Annotated in this window: 18 protein-coding genes; 14 read left to right on the top strand and 4 right to left on the bottom strand. The window is 67.9% G+C overall.

From position 1 onward, the window contains the following. Positions 1 to 128 precede the first annotated feature (128 nt). A complete protein-coding gene (locus tag QOL15_RS06250; protein ID WP_071249355.1) occupies positions 129 to 3,740 on the bottom strand; it encodes a TM0106 family RecB-like putative nuclease in 3,612 nt (1,203 codons plus the stop codon). A gap of 110 nt (positions 3,741 to 3,850) precedes the next feature. Between QOL15_RS06250 and QOL15_RS06245 the strand changes: the two genes are divergently transcribed. From QOL15_RS06245 to QOL15_RS06225, 5 genes are all read left to right on the top strand, one after another. Beyond that, complete coding sequence (locus QOL15_RS06245; protein WP_302847165.1) at positions 3,851 to 3,976, top strand: hypothetical protein; 126 nt, start codon at positions 3,851 to 3,853, stop codon at positions 3,974 to 3,976. 41 nt (positions 3,977 to 4,017) lie between these two features. Beyond that, entirely contained in the window at positions 4,018 to 4,752 is a 735-nt protein-coding gene (locus QOL15_RS06240) for an ABC transporter ATP-binding protein (RefSeq protein WP_139197592.1), read from the top strand. 22 nt (positions 4,753 to 4,774) lie between these two features. Continuing rightward, a complete protein-coding gene (locus QOL15_RS06235; RefSeq protein ID WP_071249351.1) occupies positions 4,775 to 5,023 on the top strand; it encodes a hypothetical protein in 249 nt (82 codons plus the stop codon). Beyond that, entirely contained in the window at positions 5,020 to 6,471 is a 1,452-nt protein-coding gene (locus QOL15_RS06230) for a hypothetical protein (protein ID WP_071249350.1), read from the top strand. Before QOL15_RS06235 ends, QOL15_RS06230 begins: the two co-directional genes overlap by 4 nt. 65 nt (positions 6,472 to 6,536) lie before the next feature. Continuing rightward, on the top strand, positions 6,537 to 7,133 hold the full coding sequence (locus QOL15_RS06225; protein ID WP_071249348.1) for a hypothetical protein: 597 nt from the start codon (positions 6,537 to 6,539) through the stop codon (positions 7,131 to 7,133). 57 nt (positions 7,134 to 7,190) lie between these two features. On the opposite strand, the gene QOL15_RS06220 is transcribed toward QOL15_RS06225, so the two are convergent. After that, positions 7,191 to 7,409 carry a DUF1653 domain-containing protein gene (locus QOL15_RS06220; protein WP_254780157.1) on the bottom strand — a complete coding sequence of 73 codons (219 nt, stop codon included), beginning with the start codon at positions 7,407 to 7,409 and terminating at the stop codon, positions 7,191 to 7,193. A gap of 184 nt (positions 7,410 to 7,593) precedes the next feature. On the opposite strand from QOL15_RS06220, the gene vsr reads away from it, so the two are divergent. The 4 genes from vsr (at position 7,594) to QOL15_RS06200 (ending at position 9,593) form a co-directional block, all read left to right on the top strand. Continuing rightward, on the top strand, positions 7,594 to 8,070 hold the full coding sequence (vsr, locus tag QOL15_RS06215) for a DNA mismatch endonuclease Vsr (protein WP_071249346.1): 477 nt from the start codon (positions 7,594 to 7,596) through the stop codon (positions 8,068 to 8,070). Continuing rightward, entirely contained in the window at positions 8,067 to 8,585 is a 519-nt protein-coding gene (locus QOL15_RS06210) for a DUF5336 domain-containing protein (RefSeq protein WP_071249344.1), read from the top strand. Before vsr ends, QOL15_RS06210 begins: the two co-directional genes overlap by 4 nt. Positions 8,586 to 8,655: 70 nt before the next feature. Then, positions 8,656 to 9,117: a thioredoxin family protein gene (locus tag QOL15_RS06205; RefSeq protein WP_071249342.1), complete on the top strand. Its 462-nt coding sequence runs from the start codon at positions 8,656 to 8,658 to the stop codon at positions 9,115 to 9,117. Continuing rightward, positions 9,114 to 9,593: a DUF4395 domain-containing protein gene (locus QOL15_RS06200; RefSeq protein ID WP_071249340.1), complete on the top strand. Its 480-nt coding sequence runs from the start codon at positions 9,114 to 9,116 to the stop codon at positions 9,591 to 9,593. Before QOL15_RS06205 ends, QOL15_RS06200 begins: the two co-directional genes overlap by 4 nt. A 230-nt stretch (positions 9,594 to 9,823) precedes the next feature. Here QOL15_RS06200 and QOL15_RS06195 read toward each other — a convergent pair whose 3' ends face one another. Further along, positions 9,824 to 10,228, bottom strand: a complete 405-nt coding sequence (locus tag QOL15_RS06195; RefSeq protein WP_253181642.1) for a hypothetical protein — start codon at positions 10,226 to 10,228, stop codon at positions 9,824 to 9,826. A gap of 142 nt (positions 10,229 to 10,370) precedes the next feature. Here QOL15_RS06195 and QOL15_RS06190 point away from each other — a divergent pair, with 142 nt between their 5' ends. Then, positions 10,371 to 11,504 carry a G1 family glutamic endopeptidase gene (locus tag QOL15_RS06190; RefSeq protein ID WP_083394126.1) on the top strand — a complete coding sequence of 378 codons (1,134 nt, stop codon included), beginning with the start codon at positions 10,371 to 10,373 and terminating at the stop codon, positions 11,502 to 11,504. Between the two features lie 592 nt (positions 11,505 to 12,096). On the opposite strand, the gene QOL15_RS06185 is transcribed toward QOL15_RS06190, so the two are convergent. Next, positions 12,097 to 13,038, bottom strand: coding sequence for an ADP-ribosylglycohydrolase family protein (locus tag QOL15_RS06185; RefSeq protein ID WP_065962669.1), 942 nt, complete (start codon positions 13,036 to 13,038; stop codon positions 12,097 to 12,099). Between the two features lie 88 nt (positions 13,039 to 13,126). Here QOL15_RS06185 and QOL15_RS06180 point away from each other — a divergent pair, with 88 nt between their 5' ends. The 4 genes from QOL15_RS06180 to QOL15_RS06165 all read left to right on the top strand — a co-directional run bounded on the left by QOL15_RS06180 (position 13,127) and on the right by QOL15_RS06165 (position 16,449). Further along, entirely contained in the window at positions 13,127 to 13,909 is a 783-nt protein-coding gene (locus QOL15_RS06180) for an NUDIX hydrolase (RefSeq protein ID WP_175473872.1), read from the top strand. 227 nt (positions 13,910 to 14,136) lie between these two features. Further along, positions 14,137 to 15,345: a DNA cytosine methyltransferase gene (locus tag QOL15_RS06175; RefSeq protein WP_083230253.1), complete on the top strand. Its 1,209-nt coding sequence runs from the start codon at positions 14,137 to 14,139 to the stop codon at positions 15,343 to 15,345. Continuing rightward, positions 15,326 to 16,138, top strand: a complete 813-nt coding sequence (locus QOL15_RS06170) for a TdeIII family type II restriction endonuclease (RefSeq protein WP_175473871.1) — start codon at positions 15,326 to 15,328, stop codon at positions 16,136 to 16,138. The genes QOL15_RS06175 and QOL15_RS06170 overlap by 20 nt, the downstream gene beginning before the upstream one ends. Further along, on the top strand, positions 16,138 to 16,449 hold the full coding sequence (locus tag QOL15_RS06165; protein ID WP_139197591.1) for a hypothetical protein: 312 nt from the start codon (positions 16,138 to 16,140) through the stop codon (positions 16,447 to 16,449). The genes QOL15_RS06170 and QOL15_RS06165 overlap by 1 nt, the downstream gene beginning before the upstream one ends. Positions 16,450 to 17,133: the final 684 nt, after the last annotated feature.

Genomic DNA, 17,133 nt, shown 5'->3' with positions numbered 1-17,133 from the left:
TTGATCGTGAGGACAGCCCACGTTCGGGTGGTGCCGCTGTACGACGTGTCGATCACCGCGGCGTGTGACGTTCTCGGTGCACGATCGCCGGGGATCGTGCACCGAGAACGTCACCGATCGGTGGCGGTCTACCCCTGCGGAACCGGGTCCTCGCCGGACGACAACCGTGACGACGACGGGAGCGCGGCACCGGCCCCTGCCCCTGCCCCTGCCCCTGCCCTTGCCCCTGCCCCTGCGGCATCCTGGTCCGGCCACGACGGCTCGACGAGCTCGATGAACCGGGACAGCAGCGACAGACCCGCGATCGACGGCGGCAACCCCGTGGTGAGCGCCGGCGAGTACACGAGGTAGGCCGCCCACTTCGCCCGCGACAACGCCACGTTCAAGCGGTTCGGCATGAGCAGGAAGTCGAGCCCGCGCGGGATGTCCGCCGCGCTCGACGCCGCGAGTGACGTGATCGAGACGACGGCCTCGCGCCCCTGGAACATGTCGACCGTGCCGACCTGCGTTCCGCGGAGCCCGGCCGCGTCGAGGGCCGCACGGATCACCGCTCCCTGGGCGTTGTAGGGCGCGACGACGATGACGTCCTCGTCGGTCATGTCCCGGGTGATCCCGTCGTCGTCGGTCCACGAGCGTCCGACGACATCGCGGGCAAGGGCGACGACGCGCTCGGCCTCTTCGACGGAGGACGTCGTGTTGCCGCTGTGCAGCACCGGCACCGCGTGGACGCCAGGCTCGAGCCCGTCCAGGTGCCGGCCGGACACCATCGACGCGAGTTGCCCGTCGTACGACAGACCCGAGACGGCCGCGGTCAGCGCCGGCTCCATGCGGCGGGTGCGCGCGAGGAAGTAGCCGAACTCGGCGGGCAGCACGTGCTCACCGTCGGCCAACCAGCCGAGCGCCGACTGGTCGACCGGCTCCGGGTGCGAGCCCTGCGACACCTGCGGCAGCTGCTGCGGGTCGCCGAGCAGGAGCAGGCGGGTGGCGGCGATCGACGACGCGATGGTCGGGGCGAGGGAGAACTGTCCGGCCTCGTCGACGACGAGCAGGTCGAGGGAGCGCCGTGGGATCGTGCCCTCGTTCGCGAAGGTCCACGCCGTCCCACCGACGACGCCCCCGGTGCCGGTCTCGGCGCACGAGGACAGGAACGCGGCGACGGCGGCGTTGTTCTTCACGGCCGTCCACGCGGCGGCCTCGAGGTCGTCCTCGGTGGCACCGGACTTCGGGACCTTCACTACGCGGTCGGCCCGTACCCCGGCCCGGACCACCGCGGACAGGAAGTTCTCCGACGTCGCGTGGGACTGCCCGACGACCCCGACGCGCCAGCCGTACTCGCGGACGAGCCGGGCGACGACGTTCGATCCGACGTACGTCTTCCCGGTACCGGGAGGTCCCTGGATCGCCAGGTACGACCGGTCGAGCCCGAGCAACGTCGTGACGACGGCGCCCACCGTGTCGTCGCCGACCACCGGTGCGAGCGCCCCTCGCGGCGGGACCCGGCGGAGCAGGTCGAGGGCCGGGTCGGGCAGCATCGACGGCAACGCGTCGAGCACCTCCTGTCCCCACTCGGCGATCGCCTCGGGCTGCGGCTTCGCGCGGGGCGGAGCCGCGGGGGCGAGGGCGACCGGGAACGCGTCGTGCGGCGCTCCCCCGCCGACCGGCAGGCTCTCCTTGACCAGCACCTCGAACGCGTCGCCGTCGTCCCACGCGTCCAGCACGACCGCGCGGGCCGACGCGCCCTTCGAACCCGGGCCCGGGGAGGTGACCGACGCCGGGAGCGGGTCGTCGTAGACGAGGTGGGGCGTGCCTCCCGGCCGGATCCGCGAACCGGGCGCGAGCGTCCCCGACAACCGGATCTCTCGCGACTGCGCGCGGGCACGCGGCAGCGTGCCCCAGTCGCGCTCGACCGACGCGCGCTCGACGACGAGGACGTCCCGGGTGTCCGCCCAGTCGTCGACCGGGTTCCGGAGCCGGTCGAAGTGGTCCTGCCAGAACGTCTTCGCCTCGCGGCGGTGGTAGTCGATCGCCGCTGCGGCGAGCGCCAGGGCCGTCTGGTCGGCGTCACGGTCGAGCGGGTCGACGTCCGCGATCTCGGCGGCGAGCGCGGTGGACACCGGGTTCGGCTCGCGCTCGACGGGGATCGGGGGCAGGAGCGTCTCGTCGACCGGTTCCTCGGCGCGGGGCGGCCGCAGCGACAGCAGCCAGTCGCGCAGCCGCAGCGTGGAGCGGCAGTCGTACGCGTTGTAGTCGGCGACCTGGTCGAGCATCCGCTGCCCCTCGGCGGGGTCCCCGTTCCGGCGTTCCTCGATGGCCTCGACGTAGGCGGTGATGCTGTCGGCGGCGTTCGTGACGTCGCTCAACCGCAGGTCGTCGCCCATGTAGAGCGGCTCGAGCTTCTTGATCGAGTAGCTGTGGCTGCCGACCACGAGGGCCTTGCGCACGACCGGGTACAGGTCGACGAGCACGCCCGCGCGGAGCAGGTCGTCGACGGCGTCCTCGCCCACCCCGTGCCGCGCGGCGAGCGACAGCAGGTGCGTCCGCTCGTACGCCGCGTAGTGGTAGACGTGCATGTCCGGGTGCTGCTCACGCCGCTCGGCGATGAACTCGAGGAAGTCCAGGAGTGCCTGCCGCTCGTCGCGGATCGTGTGTGCCCAGAACGCCGTGAAGTCGGCGCGGTCGTCGACCAGGCCGAACAGGTAGTCGAGGCCCCAGTGCACGCCGTCCTCGGTGTGCAGGGGGTCGCCCTCGAAGTCGAAGAACACGTCGCCCGGGTCCGGTGCGGGGATCGCGTCGAGCGCGCGGGCGTCGAGGACCTCGAATCGCGGCTTCGTCGGCCATCCGGCCCGGCGCTGCGCGTCCTGTCCGGCTTCGGTCTCGGTCTGGAGGCGCGCCTGCCGCACCAGCCGGTCCTGCGTCGACCGCGACATGCCCGGCACGGCCGCGGTGCGGTCCGCCAGGTCGTCGATCGTCCGCACCCCCTGCCGGATCAGCTTCGTCCGCTGGTCCAGCCGCATCCCGGCGACGAGGACCAGGTCGCGGTGCTGCTGCACCTGGGTCTGGCAGATCGCGCAGCGGCCGCAGCTGGAGTAGCGGGGGTCGCCCCAGCGCAGTTCGTCGTCGGCGTCGAGGCGCTCGGCGATGACCCGCTCCAGCTCGGCGCGCTGCGTGCGGTACACCGGAGCGATGTCGCCGAGGTCGTGCGTGGTGGTCCTCCGGTCGCCCAGCACGAGGTGCACCTGGCGGCCGGTCGGGATGCCGTGCGCCTGCATCCGCTCGGCGTAGGCGGCGAGCTGGAGCAGCGCGCTGATCTTGGCGTGCCGGGCCAGCTTGGTGTCGTAGACCTCGTACTCGCCGGCGTCATTGCGGAGGATGAAGTCCGCGAAGCCGATGAACCCCGGGTGCCCGGGCGTCGGCGGCTCGAAGAACGTCGGCTGGTAGAGGACGTCGGCGCCGTCCTGGAACGCCTGCCGTGCCGCGGCTGCGGCACTCGCGTAGTCCGGTGGGGCGGGGCGCTCGAACTCGACCACGTCGTGGGACCGCTTGAGGATCTCCAGGTGGTCGAGCTCGTGCTGGTCCCCCAGGCGTGCGGTGCGCTCGAGCATGTCGTCGTGCTCGTCGGGCAGGGGTCCGCCGCGACCGAGCTTGGCGTCGAGGCGGCGGAGGAACGCCCACTCGCAGGTCGCCCATGTGCTGAGGTCGCTCGGGCTGAGCAGGACCTGCCCGTCGGTGCGGATCTGCATGCGTTCCCCCTCGTCAGTGGCTGCTCGGAGAGCCTACTTCTACTCCGACAGGGGTTGACAGATGTGAAATCTCAGGTGCTACGTTGGGCGCGAACGAAAGGGGGGGGTCCATGTCAAACCTCGTGCTCACGGGAGCAGTCCAGTCGCAATCCGCTCTCCTCGGCAGCATCGATGCCGCGTACCAGCGGCCGAGCTTCAATGCCGAGGGCACGTCGAAGGCGTACTGCCGCAAGTGAACGCCGCCGAGGGGTCCGTGAACCCCGTGTTGGAAGCGAGCATGGTCACGAAGGCGTTCAGCGGCCGCGTGGCACTGAGCACGTTCTCGATCTCCGTGCACGCGGGTCAGGTCCACGGGCTCCTCGGCTCCAACGGTTCGGGCAAGAGCACCGCCCTCCACGTGATGACGGGGATCATCGATCCGGACCACGGGGTCGTCCTCCACGAGGGGATCCCTGTGACCCGGGCCGCAGCCCGCTCGCGGTTCGGTCTCGCTCCCGATGATCTCCCGTTGCCGCTGGCCCTCACCGGTCGTGAGTACCTGGGCCTGCACGATTCGCTCCGCAGGCGAGACGATGCAGCTCGTGCGCTGGAGTTCGCGCACGTGCTCGACGTGCGGAGCGCACTGGACAAACCGATGTCCTCCTACTCGCACGGTATGAAGCGGAAGGTCCAGCTGATCTGTGCCCTCATGCACAGACCTTCCCTGCTGATCCTCGACGAACCCTTCCGAGGCCTCGATCCGGACACCAGCGAAGTGCTGCGGAGCTGCATCGAGCTCTTCACCGGGCAGGGCGGCGCGGTGCTGATGGCGACGCACGACTTGTTGCGAGCGGAAGCGCACTGCGATCAGATCACCATGCTCCACGCGGGCGAGACGGTGGTGCACGGGAGCACTCGGCAGATCGTCCTGGAACACGGGTCCCTCGGACGCTGCTTCTCGGAGAAGACCCAGCGAGCATCAGCGCGTTCGACTCGCGACATCCGGCTCCGCGCGCTCTTCGCCCCACGATGAACGGAATGACATGAGAACAATCGTGAGAACGACGGTCGGCTTCGTGCTGGGTGTCGCAGTTGCGTTCCTCCTGATGGTCGCGACGATCATGATCGCGGCGACGACCGGTTCGCCTTCTGCGGTCCCGCTGGTCTTCTCTGCCACGGTGGGCGAGGAGAACGGCCTTCCGTCGATCGAGTTCAGCCCCAACGGGCTCGGCCTGGCGCTCGTGGTCTTCGGGACCACCGCCATCTACGTGCTCGCCGGCCAGCGTCGAAGGCGTGATCGGTGAAGCAGATCAGGACGGTCGCGCGGACGACGAGCCTGATCTGGATCGCGGAACTCGCCGGCGCATTCGACATCACCCGTCGTCGGGTGCTGGCAGGCGCTGCAGCGATCGGTGTGAGCGCGCTGGCGCTCGGTACAGCGCTCGGCCTCGCCACGGTCTCCACACTGACCCGGCAGGTCCCGGAGGGCTTCGCCCGGCTCATGATCGAGACGGCCACGTCCGGTTCTCTCCTGAGCACAGCGCTGGTGACCGTGATCCTGGGGCTCGCTACGCCTGCACGCTCGTCCTTCGATCATCTCCTCTGCTCGTTACCCGTGACCAGGAGTGCGCGATCGATCGGCACCGCGACCCCGGCCGCGGGCCTTGCGGCTCTCGGCTCGCTCGCGCTGAGCATGCCAGCGATGCTGTTGGCACTCCACATCCTCGACGTCGCCCAGTCATCGCGGTTCCTGATCGCGTTGTTCATCTGCATGTCGGTCGTCGTGGCGATTGCGCAGACCATCCTCCAGGTCGTCACGGGCGTCTGCCGGCGGCTGTTGAGGATGCCCGGCTCGGTCGCCTCAGCGGCCAGCGGCGCGGTCGCCATCAGCACCGCGCTGCTGGTCTTCGGCCCCGGGGTGCTCGCTCCAGCGTCATCCGGAGCCGCTGCCGTCCCGACGCTCGCAGGCCTTCCCGCAGATGTCGCTGTCGTGCCGGGAGAGCCACTCGCCTGGGTGTTGCTCGGGACCGTTGCTGCGATGACGGTGGTCATCGTCTGGGCAGCCAGCCGCCTGCCCGATGTGAAAGCTTCTCCTCCGGGGCGAGCCCTGCTTCCGACCTCGAGATTCGTCGGCGGGGCATCCGGCGTCCTGGCGGCCCATCTCCTGATGCTGATCCGTGCACCCCAGACCCTCCTCACGGTAGGAGGCGCCACGTGCTTCGTGGCCGCCGTCGCGTGGGTGTTCCCGCCTTCCCTGCCGGAGTCCTTGCGCAGCGCGATCGCTGCGGCCACGCCAGCCGCGGGATTCGCCCTCATCATGTTCGCGCCGGGGAGGGCACTCCCGACGGGTTGGATCGGGCCACCCCTCGGAAAGGATCGACGGTGGTGGGTCGCGCCCGCCGCGATCACGCACGTGGCTGCTGCTTGCATCGTCTGGACCGTGCTCGCTGGCGGAGCGCTCTGGCTCGGGCTCATCCGCGTCGATGACCTCTCGGGGATGGCCCTCCGTGGTGCGCTGCTCTTCAGTGCTGCGGCACTGGCCGGAGCCCTCGTTCCTTGGAGCGATGCTCAGCCGCTGTCGGGAAGTGTCGCTCTCGTCGTCACCACCGTGCTCGTGATGGCGTCCGTCGGGCTCACCACGCACATCAGCGAGACGTCCGAACAGCTGGGACTCTTCGTCACCGCGATCATCACATCGCTTCTCATCGTCGGGGCCCTCCTGGCAGTCCAGAGCCTGACGCGATCGCGGTGAGACGTCCACGGCTGGCGTCTTGCTGCACCTCGGTGCCTGACGGCGTCGCATGCCGCGGATTCGGCGTGACGGTGCCGGTGTCGACCTCGTCACACCGTTCGGCTGCTGTCGACAACGGGTTCCTCGTCCTGCCGGGGCCCAAGGTGCGGCACGCATTCCTCGGCCGGGCCGTCAGCGTGTCCGGCTCAGCGATCAGCGCCCGGATCTCCCTCTCGCTTGCAGGCCTGCTCATCGCGTCGGCCTCGGGACCCTTGACGCTCGCCGCGGCGGTCGCAGTGGCCAGCACCGCAGCCTCGACGACGTCCGCACCGCTCGTCCTCGTCGCTCTGCTCATCGCGACGAACATCTGCCACGAGTTCGGGCACCTCGTGGCCTTGGGTGTCGTTTCTCGGAGCCGACCGCACGTGCACGTGGTCGCTCAGCTGGGGTTCGCGCACATCGTGCGTCCCCGACTTGCTCCCGTTCGCGAGGTCATCGTCGTCACCGCCGGCCCGTGCGCCGTTGTGGTCGCATGTGTCACGCTCATGCTCGTCGCTGCTCACCCGGTTGCGGCGATCGCCCTGGGGGCCATCGGCGCCGGTCATCTCGCGACACTCGCGCTTCCGACCGGAGACGGGGCGAATCTCCGCGATGCTGTCGGGAGGATGCGCACTCGGCGGTGACGTCAGGAAGGTGAGGGGCCGCGAGCTGACCGGGCGGTGGCGGTCGTCGCCCGTGCCTCATGGATCCGTTCGCGCGAACCGCGGCCCCTCGTACCCGTCGCGCGACACGTACGAGGTGAAGTCGGCAAGCGTCCGAACCCAGTGCCCGCGTTCGCCGTAGAGCGCCTGGTAGACGACGACCGGTTCCTCGGTCTCGACGTCCTTCGCGACGAGGACCACCTCGTACTCGCCGCCCTTGAAGTGGCGGTACCGGCCGGGGGTCACGTCGTTGCTCACCGGGCCGATGCTAGCCGGACCCGACGAGCGCGACGGGCCGGGCGGCGCGGTCGGCCCGACCGGCACGACCGACACGACCGGCACGACCGACCAGGCGCTCACCCAGTCCAGCGAGCGCGACGAGCCGTCCACAGATCGCCCGCCCTCCACCCGCAGGTGACGGCCCGGCTGGGACCCTCGGACCATGGACCACTGGGAGGCCGACGAAGCCCGCCGCCGGCACATGGCCCGCTTCGGCCGTCGCGACACCGCCCCCGAGCTCGCCGTCCGCCGAGAGCTCCACCGCCGCGGCCGCCGGTTCTTCGTCGACCGTCCGGTCAGCGCTCGCTGCAGGGTCCGCCCAGACCTGGTGTTCCCGCGCGCCCGCGTGGCGGTCTTCGTCGACGGCTGCTTCTGGCACTTCTGCCCCGACCACACGCACCTGCCGAAGGCGAACGCCGAGCTGTGGCACCGCAAGCTCCTGGCGAACCAGCAGCGCGATGCGAGGAACCAGGCGATCCTCGTCGCCGAGGGCTGGTGTGTCCTCCGCGCGTGGGAGCACGACGACCCGGCCGAGACCGCCGACCGCGTCGAACGTGCCCTCGACCGCTGGGCCGCCGTCGTGGGCTCGAACACGCGCACCGACGGCCCGGTACGGTGTGCGACGGAGGGGGAACGATGAGCGACATCAACACCTGGGGTGGGACCGTCACGAAGGGCGCTGCGAAGCCGCAGTTCATCGTTCGACGGTCGTGGGCCGGTTCGACGCTGATCCTGTGGCTCGGCCTCGGCGCGTTCGTGCTCGGGTTCCTCGGCGCCATCGTGCAGTCGAGCGTCGCGCCGGACCTCGGCGGCCCGATCCCGGCGATGCTCCTCGGCGCCGGCATCGTGGCGCTGCCCATCGGGGCGATCCTCTGTGGCAGCCGGATCACCGTGTACGACGAGCGGTACGACGTCCGCCGCGGCTGGGGTCGGAAGCGTCGGCGAGACGTCACCGCCGTGGAGACCCTCCGCTTCGACAAGCAGCGCAGCGGCAACGGCATGACGTTCATCAGCGTCGTCGGCTGGGACGAGAACCGGAAGCAGCAGTTCCGCGTCTACACGACGAACCGCGGCTTCCCCGAGTTCACCGCCTGGCTCGCGCAGCACCGCCCCGAGCAGTGGGCGAAGTGCGAAGCCGCCGGCGTCCCGGACTGATCCCGACCCGGCCCGCGTCACGGGGCGACACGTTCCCCGGACCGTCACCCGCTCGGCGTACCGTGCCGGCATGACCGTCGGAACCGCCGTCGCCGTGCTCGTGGGGGTGCTCGCCCTCGCGACCGTGCTCGGCCTCGTCCTCCGGCACCGCACGGGCCGCGCACGCACGTCGCCGTCCAGCACAGGAGCCGTCGCGGGCGGACCCCGCACCGACGACCTCGCTCCGGCCGCCGCGTACGGCTCCGCCGCGACCCTCGTCCAGTTCTCCACGCCGACCTGCGCCCGTTGCCCTGCCACCCGCCGCCAGCTCGACGCCGTCGCCGACCGCCACGAGGACGTCCGCCGCATCGAGGTCGACCTCGCCGAACGCCCCGAGCTCGCCCGCCGCTTCGACGTCATGCAGACCCCGACCGTCCTGCTCCTCGATGCCGACCGCCGCGTCCGCACCAGCTTCGGCGGACCGCCCAGACCCGCGGAGCTCGCCGCCGCACTCGACACCGTCCTGACCGCCGGAACCCGGGAGTCCCGATGACCACCACGAACGACACCGCCCGCGGGATCGACCCGCGCTCGCCTCGCTTCGGCGCCGCGATCACCACCGTGCTCCTCGCCGCGACGATCATCCTGACCCTCGTGCCCGCCACGTGGGTCGTGGGCATCGTGCTCCTGGCCGTCATCGTCGTGTTCTTCGCGATCGGCGGCATCGCGGGCATCCGTCGTCACCCCTACGGCGCGCTGTTCCGCCGGTTCGTCCGCCCGAGGCTCGCACCGCCCACCGAACTCGAGGCTCCCGAGCCCCCGACCTTCGCGCAGCAGGTCGGCCTCGTCATCACGGCGCTCGCCCTCGTGCTCGCCCTGGTCGGCGTCCCCTACGCTGCACCGGTCGGCGCCGCGATCGCCCTGGTCGCCGCGTTCCTCAACGCCGTCTTCGACGTCTGCATCGGCTGCCTGCTCTACGTGTGGCTGGTCCGTGCGGGCGTGTTCCGTCCGCGGCGCAGCGCCGCCTGACGGCCGCCGGTCCGCAGGGCGGTCGGCAGTCGGACTGGAGGCGCGGATCGCCTTCGCGACGCACGCCGCGCTGGCAGGGTGACCCGTGCCTCCCGTCCGTGCACCTGGAGCAGTGACGGGCCCAGCTGGCCGCAGCGGTTCATCGCGCTCAGCAGGCGGGACGCCATCGCGCCTGCCGTGAGCAGCTCGCCTCTGTCCGCGTCATCTCAGCCCGCGTCGACGCATGAGCGTCACGTGATGCTCAGGCGTCCATCACCCTCGACGGTGACCGTGCCCGTCGGGTACGACACGTCCCCGCATGCTGTCTCCTCCCGCCCCTCGGACAGACGCGACGTCGCCTGGCCGACCACCTGCTTGCTGGTGGTGTCGGTCACCCTGATCGCGAAGGCATGGCCAGATGGTTCGGACGACGAAGCCGTGATCGAGTCCATCGTGGTGACGTCCTTGCAGATGGTGTCGAGACAGACGGACAGGGTGTGCCCCGGGTGGGCCGACGACCAGGCAGTCACGTCGACCGAAACGCTCGCTGTCGATTGCCGCGCTCCGCTGCAGCCCGAAACGCTGCACCCAGAAATGCTCCCGATCAGAACAACGCTGATTGCCATCGCGGCTGCGACTCCCCGTGCCGAACGCATGTCGAGAACGCTACGGCAAGCAAGCTGCGCTGCGTGAACCATTCTGTAACGGTTCTCATCTCGGATCTCTTGTCTCGTTCCGTACCGTGGCGATAACACTGACTGCCAGGGGGGCAGGGTGCCTTCGCGAGGGGAAAAGCACATGAAGAAAGTGATCGCCGCAATGGTCGCGGCAACGACGATTGCGTTCGTCGTCGTACCAGTGAGCGCCGCAAACGCCGCGAACCCCGCTGTTGCAGCGCCGCGCATCCAAGCGTCCAGTGGCTGCGCAGGGGACATGCAGACGCTCGCGCCCAACCCGACGGCAGTTGCCGAACACGGCGCACGAGCGCTGTTCCGACCAGCGGATCTCGCTGCAGACCCCTCGCTCGCGGCGCAGGTGCCCCACTCCGTCACGGCGATCTTCGCCCAGAACCCGACGTGGGTCCAGAAGATGGACTGCGGCGTTCAGGTGCCCGCGAGCAGACCACAGCAGGTCACGCCTGCAGCCTCGCCGTCGGCGGGCGCGAAGACCCTGTCGCAAGCAAGCACAACCGGCTACTACACCAACTGGTCGGGGTACGAACGCGTTGGCGTCGACTACGACCACAAGTACTACTCCAGCGTCTCAGGAGGGTGGATCGTTCCGTCTCCGCCGGCTCCGACCCACGGGGTGAACCAGTTGAGTGTGTCGCAGTGGGTCGGCATCGGTTCTGGCCACAAGGTCACGAACACGACCGACTCGCTGCTGCAAGCCGGCACGGTCTCCTACAGCGGCCCGGGCGCGCTCGGCATCGGTCCAAGCGGTACATACGGGTTCTACGAGGTGTACCCGCACGAGCAGGAACAGATCGTGAAGAACTACACGGTTGCCGGTGGGGATGCTGTCTCCAGTTACGCCATCTTCAGCGCGACGCAGAACGCGCTCTACTGGGGAATCTGCTCGCAGTCCGAGAAGAAGTGCGTCTCGGGCGTTGAGGACATGACCGGCAACGTCTCCACGCTTGCGCAACAGGGCGAATGGATCCTGGAACGGCACGGGTACAACGGCGGAATCAGCATGCTCGAACCCTTCGGTACCATTCCCACGAGCGGAAACCAGTTCGCACTCGAGAACGGCCCGGGGACGAGCTCCACGACCTACAACCTCGGTTCGGGCCCGACGCAGAACACGGTGTTGCAGAGAGACGTGATGACCCAGTGCAATGGCGGGACGCCCTATTTGGACTCGGTCTCGTCACTCGGGTCCACGGGTGACTTCTCGATCACGTTCAAGGACACCGGCACGACCTGCTGAATCGACTGCGTTCCGCGAACGCACTCGCCGGTTCGGCCCCGGCGGCGGACACGTCCCCAACGAAGTGTCCGGCGCCGGAGCCGGTGGCTCCAGCACGCGGCGAGGAACTGCTCGCTGAAGAAGTCCGCGCCGCCTGCCCGCAGTGCCGGCAACCCGTGGAGCAGCTCGCGCCACTCGACGAGGAGCGTCGACGCGCCGTTCAGCATCCCTGGACGGCCTCCGGCGCGTCCGCGCCGCTATCGCGCCGGTCGCCGCGCTCCTCAACGCAGTCTTCGACGTCTGCCTCGGTTGCCTGCTCTCCGTCCGGCTGGTCGGGGCCAGCGTGTTCTGCCCGCGAAGCAGCGGCGTCTGACGGCCGCCGGTCCGGATGACGTCCGGCAGTCCGACGGGAGACCCGGACCACCTGCGCTGCGCACGTCGCGCTGACAGGGTGATCCGTGCCCCCGTCCGTGCGCTGGGCGCTCCGACGGCGGGTGCGGGCTGTCTGCCCCCCCCGTGCCGTCGTCGGCGCATCGCTCCGTCTCCAGCGCAGCACCGGGAGCCGAGCCGGAGGATCCCCCCATGGCATCCTCCGACCTGGCTCCATCCTCCGTCACCGTGCGGCGAGGGCCTGGTCGCTGAGGCTGACGAGGTCGTCCGCACGCAGCGCCGGCCACCCGTGGAGCAGCTCGCGCCACTCGGCCGGGAGCGCCGAAGCGCCGTACAGCGCCCCAGCGAGGCCTCCGGCGATCGCGGCGACCGTGTCGGTGTCGTTGCCGGTGCGGACCGCGCGGACGAGGGCGTCCTCGAGGCTCGAGCTCCCACGCACGGCGGCGTAGGCGGCCTGGAGCGCGGAAACCACCCAGCCGTTCGAGTCGGTGAAGTCGACCGGTTCGGCGTGCTCGGCGCGGACGAGTCGCTCCGCCCAGAGCTGGCGGCGGTCGAGGTCGAGCAGTTCCAACCCACGGAGGACATCGAGCTCACCGGTCAGCACCGCGTGCCGGATCGCGACGCACCAGAGGACGCACCCGTCCCCGGCGTCTGCCTCGAAGTGGGTCAGGTCGCTGATCGCACGCGCTGCCTCGGCGAGCTTCGTCTCCTCATCGTCTTCGTCGTGGAGGTAACCGAGCACCAGCGGAGCCGCGCGCATGAGCGAGCCGTTCCCCGCGGACTGGCCCTTGTACTCGTGTTCCTGCCGGGCCGCAGCGCGACTGTGGGCGGCGGTGCGCGCCTCCAGACCGCTGAGCACGTTGCGTGTCTGGATGCCGACGTCGGGGGCGGTCTGCGCCCATGCCGCCCAGGCGGCGACGAGGCCGTCGAGGGAGGACTCGCCGGCGGGGTCACCGCCGCGGGCGAGGGTGCGGAGGATCGGGACGGCCATGCTCGTGTCGTCGGTCCACTCCCCCGGCGCCCAGCCGAAGGAGCCGCCGCCCGTCATGCGGATCGGCGTGGGTTCCGGGACCGCGGGCTTGAACTCGTACCCGGCGCCGAGGGCATCGCCCGCGGCGGAGCCGAGCACCGCGCCGATCGCGCGGTCGTGTGCGGTGGTGTCCATGAGCGCCTCCCCTTGTTTGCGCGTTTCTGCGTGAACCCGACATTGCCAGGCTGCCGCTGTTTGCGCAAGTGTGCGTAAACTCGTCGTCGTGAGTGAGTACCGCGATCCTGCCGGAAAGCGCCTGGTCGACTACCCGCGACCCTCGGTGGCTGTGGACACCGCCGTGCTGACCGTCACTGTGGAGGAAGAACTGTCCGTACTGCAGGTGCGGGACGCGGTCGACGGGGACTGGCGGCTGCCAGGGACATTCGTGCACGAGGGCGAGCGGTTGGCCGACGCGGTGCTGCGGTCGCTGCGGACCAAGGCCGGTGTGACGGGGTTGGCACCGCAGCAGTTGCAGGTGTTCGACGATCCGGCGCGGGACAGTCGGGGGTGGGTGATGTCGGTCGGGCACCTCGACGTGGTGCCGTTCTCGGCGCTGTCGTCGGGTCTGGACGGGTCGAGGGTGCGGCTCGTGCCGGTCACCGCTGCGCGCGGGATGGTGCACGGGCACGACAACATCGTTGCCGTGGCGGTGAATCGGTTGCGGGCCGCGTACGACGTGGCTCCCGACCCGTGGGGGCTCGTGGCGGAGCCGTTCACCATGACGGAATTGCGGCGGGTGCACGAAGCCGTGGCCGGGCGGGCGCTGTTGCCGGACTCGTTCCGGCGGGCGATGGTGCCGATGCTCGTGGCTGCGGAGGGGAAGCGGGCGGAGGGGCCGGGGAAGCCGGCAGGGACGTGGTGGCGGAACCACCCTCGCAGCCAGGCCCGAGGGATGTCGGAACGCCACGCCGGCGACAAGCAGAAATTGCAGGCGCCGCCGCCCACCGCCGCTGCACCTGACTCGCTAGGGGTATATGCCGCGCGCTTGCCCCGCCTAGGCGGTTGACGTCCCTCACGCCCCAACGACGCTGTGCCCTCGCTCGCGCGAGCCAAACTACACGCTAAGGTCAGTGTCGACCAGGGATGCCGGCGATCACAACCTTCTATTGCAGCCACCCGAGCTCCGTGTCTGCGGCTAGTGATATGAACTTACTCGCGGCTTACCCGGCCACGCCAGATCGACGACCGGGTGGCACTTAAATTTTAGCCACCCGAATCATTAAAGAGGTATAGGTGCTTGAATTCCCCGTCGTCTCGCTGTTCTCCGGCGCTGGCGGACTTGATCTCGGACTCGAACGCGCCGATCCGGATCGCGTGAATATTCGAGCTTCAGTCGAGATCGACCCAGACGCCCGGAAGACGCTTTTGCGGAACAACCTTGCGTCTCCAGAGTCGATTTTCAATGATATCACCGATATCAGCGCAGATACACTCATGCAAGCAGCGCAACTCGCGGAAGGGGAGACTTTCCTGCTCGCGGGTGGGCCTCCCTGCCAAGCATTCAGCACAGCGGGGCTTCGGCAGGGCATTCACGGTTCCGGAGCGGTGGTTCATAACTACTTCCACATGGTCGAGAAGCTCCGACCGCGATACTTCGTCTTCGAAAACGTGCGCGGTTTGCTCTCCGCCGCTCTAGCACACCGACCACTCGCCGATCGGTTATCTCCAAAAGAGATCCCTTCCGACCCGAATGCGGCGCTCGGAAGCGTCATGGAGCGGCTCATTCTTCCGACTTTTAAGAAGTTGGGTTACGAGGTTGTGTTCGGCATTCTCAACTCGGCCGATTATGGGGCCGCGCAAATCCGGCACCGCGTAGTTATGCTCGGCAGTAGGGATAAAGAGTTCGGCGCCGTGGTGTTCCGGAAGCAAACGTCTAGGGCCATGATGAGCCTTGATCTCATCCCGCCGACTCACCATCGAACGGCCCGTTATGGCGGACTACAGCCCTGGCGCACAATAGGCGATGTTATCGGCCAGCAATCGTTCCGGAATCCTTCCGCACAAGACGCTTACACTTACAGCAGCGAACGAGCTGCCGTCTTTGCAAACGTACCGCCGGGCAAAAACTGGAAGTATTTGAAGGCCGATCCGAACTTCGGTGAATCTTATCTTGAGCGGTGGATGGGCGCTGCGGCACTCAAATCCGGCGGTGGGAAGGAAGGGTACTACCGGCGCCTAACCTGGAGTCGTCCAGCGCCGACGCTCACCGCGCAACCGCAACAATTAGCCAGTAGCCTCTGTCACCCAGAAGAGGATCGCCCGTTGTCCATACCTGAATACGCCGCGTTGCAGGACTTCCCTGACGACTTCGAGTTTGTCGGAAGCAAAAGCAGCCGATACCGCCAGATTGGCAATGCCGTCCCCGTGAGCATGGCCGAAGCAATCGGTCGCGCAATCATCGATATCTCGAAGGTTAATGACAGTGACAATTCCGCGCGATAAGTTGCTTTCCCGACTTAATTCTAACGTCGACACCCTGCTTTCCACCTACCAAGGCCGTCGAACGCAGCTATACACAGTTGAGGTCAGCGACCCTTTCCGATCCTCGGGGAACTCCGGTGCAGCCTCTCCTTTTATAAAGACTGTATTCCCCGAGATTAAGGTTGCAGCCACACTAGAGCGCGCCCTGAATACTGCCCTTGGCTGGGGCTGGGATAAGGTTGTGGCAGACATTGCGAAGGCGACGCATGGCAACGGCATCCATGATCATCACGTGACTTGCTCCATCCCCGCAGTAACCGCCACTACCATCGAGTCGATCATCAATTCGTACCGAGACAAGCCGCGCCGGCTTCCCGACACAACCAGCGAACTGTCAACCGTCCTCTCGACAGCATCCCTCGGCGGGGCTCAAGAATCCGTATCCGAGAAGGACGACGCGTTTTACATAGATTCGCATGGCGTCGAGCACCACATAGAGATCAAAACGCCAAAGCCAAACTATGATCAAATGAGAGCGGCAAAACGACGGATCCTACGTATCCATGCAGCCCGCTCACCTCTGCCAGTTCGAAGTATCGTCGGAATGCCTTACAATCCCAACGGCCGTTGGGGCGCGTACGGCTGGCCCACCACCCGCATATACCTCGATTCGGGCGTTGATCTCCTCGTAGGGGAAGCGTTTTGGAATTATATTGGCGCGTCGGATGATACTTCCGATGAGCTTATAGATTGCTTCTACGAGGTAGGCAGGGCTCGCAAGCAGGAGCTTCTTTCACTCTTGACGGAGGTTTGATGTTGGGCCACGCCATTCTCTGGATAGTAGACGGAGAAAGCATTCTGCAACGTCAAGTATTCGCTCTGGCCACGGATGGTTGGCGAGAAGTGCAAACAGAACCAGCTCTTCCCCACGACCAATGTATAGAGTTTGTTGTTGATGAGCGCGCGCAGCTCACCGTAGCCGCCTCCACAAAGAACGCCCTGGCCAGCAATGCGGTCGAGATCCGCGGCGACGAAGCGTTTTTCATTCGATATTTGGTTCAGATGGTAGAACTACTCGAAGGTCCCTTGCCGACCTGGCAGCTCGGTGAATCGCCGGGTGAATGACGCAGCACAGCCTGGCGTGCGCGCCTACATTTGTGCTCTCCTCGATGGATCGCACGAAAGGACCCCGCGGTTGTCCACGACGCAAAACGCTCGGTTCTGAGCCATACGATGAAAACCAGTCTCACGGGCGCAGTACGCGCCTAATCATCAGCGAGCCTTCGGAGTCAGACGAGATTTGAGCCGGCTTCGCCGCCCCTCCAGCCCCGACGTCGATTTCGCTTAGTGCTCATGCAGAAATGAATTGGCATCCATGCGATGATGAGAGCGCAAGCAGCCCTTTGTATACATTCCGTCTTCAGTGTTGCCTGGCTTAGGCACGCATCATAGATACCGAACCGCGGGTAGCAGGCTTCTAGTCGGCGCAAACCAGCGTATGAGTTCCATCTCTGCTTCTCCACCTCACCTGTTGACGGCAATATCCGGGCACCGGGGGCGCGACCAACAAGGATGTTTGTCGGCGACGTGAAGGGCGTCCTGAGGCGCTCCACCCCTCGCCCTCGCCCTTCTCCTACAACGCGCGCCCGCCCTCGTCCCGCTCCCAGAGCGCCCGCTCCGCGATGTCCGCCGCTATTTTCCACGGAGCGAGGCGGGCGCGAGCGATTGCCGACGATCTGCAAGTCTTCGCCGCGTCCAGTCCTCCGGCGCTCTCCTCGCCGGCGCGATCACGGAGCTCGCCGACCGCCT

The organism is Curtobacterium sp. MCBA15_012, assembly GCF_001864935.2.
Taxonomy (GTDB): domain Bacteria; phylum Actinomycetota; class Actinomycetes; order Actinomycetales; family Microbacteriaceae; genus Curtobacterium.
The sequence above is the reverse complement of the archived record's forward strand: the minus strand, read 5'-3'. Positions and strand labels throughout refer to the sequence as shown.

Coding starts and splice junctions, on each gene's coding strand:
- QOL15_RS06165 (WP_139197591.1), top strand. CDS start 16,138: ATGTTGGGCCACGCCATTCTCTGGATAGTAGACGGAGAAAGCATTCTG.
- QOL15_RS06190 (WP_083394126.1), top strand. CDS start 10,371: ATGAAGAAAGTGATCGCCGCAATGGTCGCGGCAACGACGATTGCGTTC.
- QOL15_RS06205 (WP_071249342.1), top strand. CDS start 8,656: ATGACCGTCGGAACCGCCGTCGCCGTGCTCGTGGGGGTGCTCGCCCTC.
- QOL15_RS06240 (WP_139197592.1), top strand. CDS start 4,018: ATGGTCACGAAGGCGTTCAGCGGCCGCGTGGCACTGAGCACGTTCTCG.
- QOL15_RS06250 (WP_071249355.1), bottom strand. CDS start 3,740: ATGCAGATCCGCACCGACGGGCAGGTCCTGCTCAGCCCGAGCGACCTC.
- vsr (WP_071249346.1), top strand. CDS start 7,594: ATGGACCACTGGGAGGCCGACGAAGCCCGCCGCCGGCACATGGCCCGC.
- QOL15_RS06200 (WP_071249340.1), top strand. CDS start 9,114: ATGACCACCACGAACGACACCGCCCGCGGGATCGACCCGCGCTCGCCT.
- QOL15_RS06185 (WP_065962669.1), bottom strand. CDS start 13,038: ATGGACACCACCGCACACGACCGCGCGATCGGCGCGGTGCTCGGCTCC.
- QOL15_RS06210 (WP_071249344.1), top strand. CDS start 8,067: ATGAGCGACATCAACACCTGGGGTGGGACCGTCACGAAGGGCGCTGCG.
- QOL15_RS06195 (WP_253181642.1), bottom strand. CDS start 10,228: ATGCGTTCGGCACGGGGAGTCGCAGCCGCGATGGCAATCAGCGTTGTT.
- QOL15_RS06245 (WP_302847165.1), top strand. CDS start 3,851: ATGTCAAACCTCGTGCTCACGGGAGCAGTCCAGTCGCAATCCGCTCTC.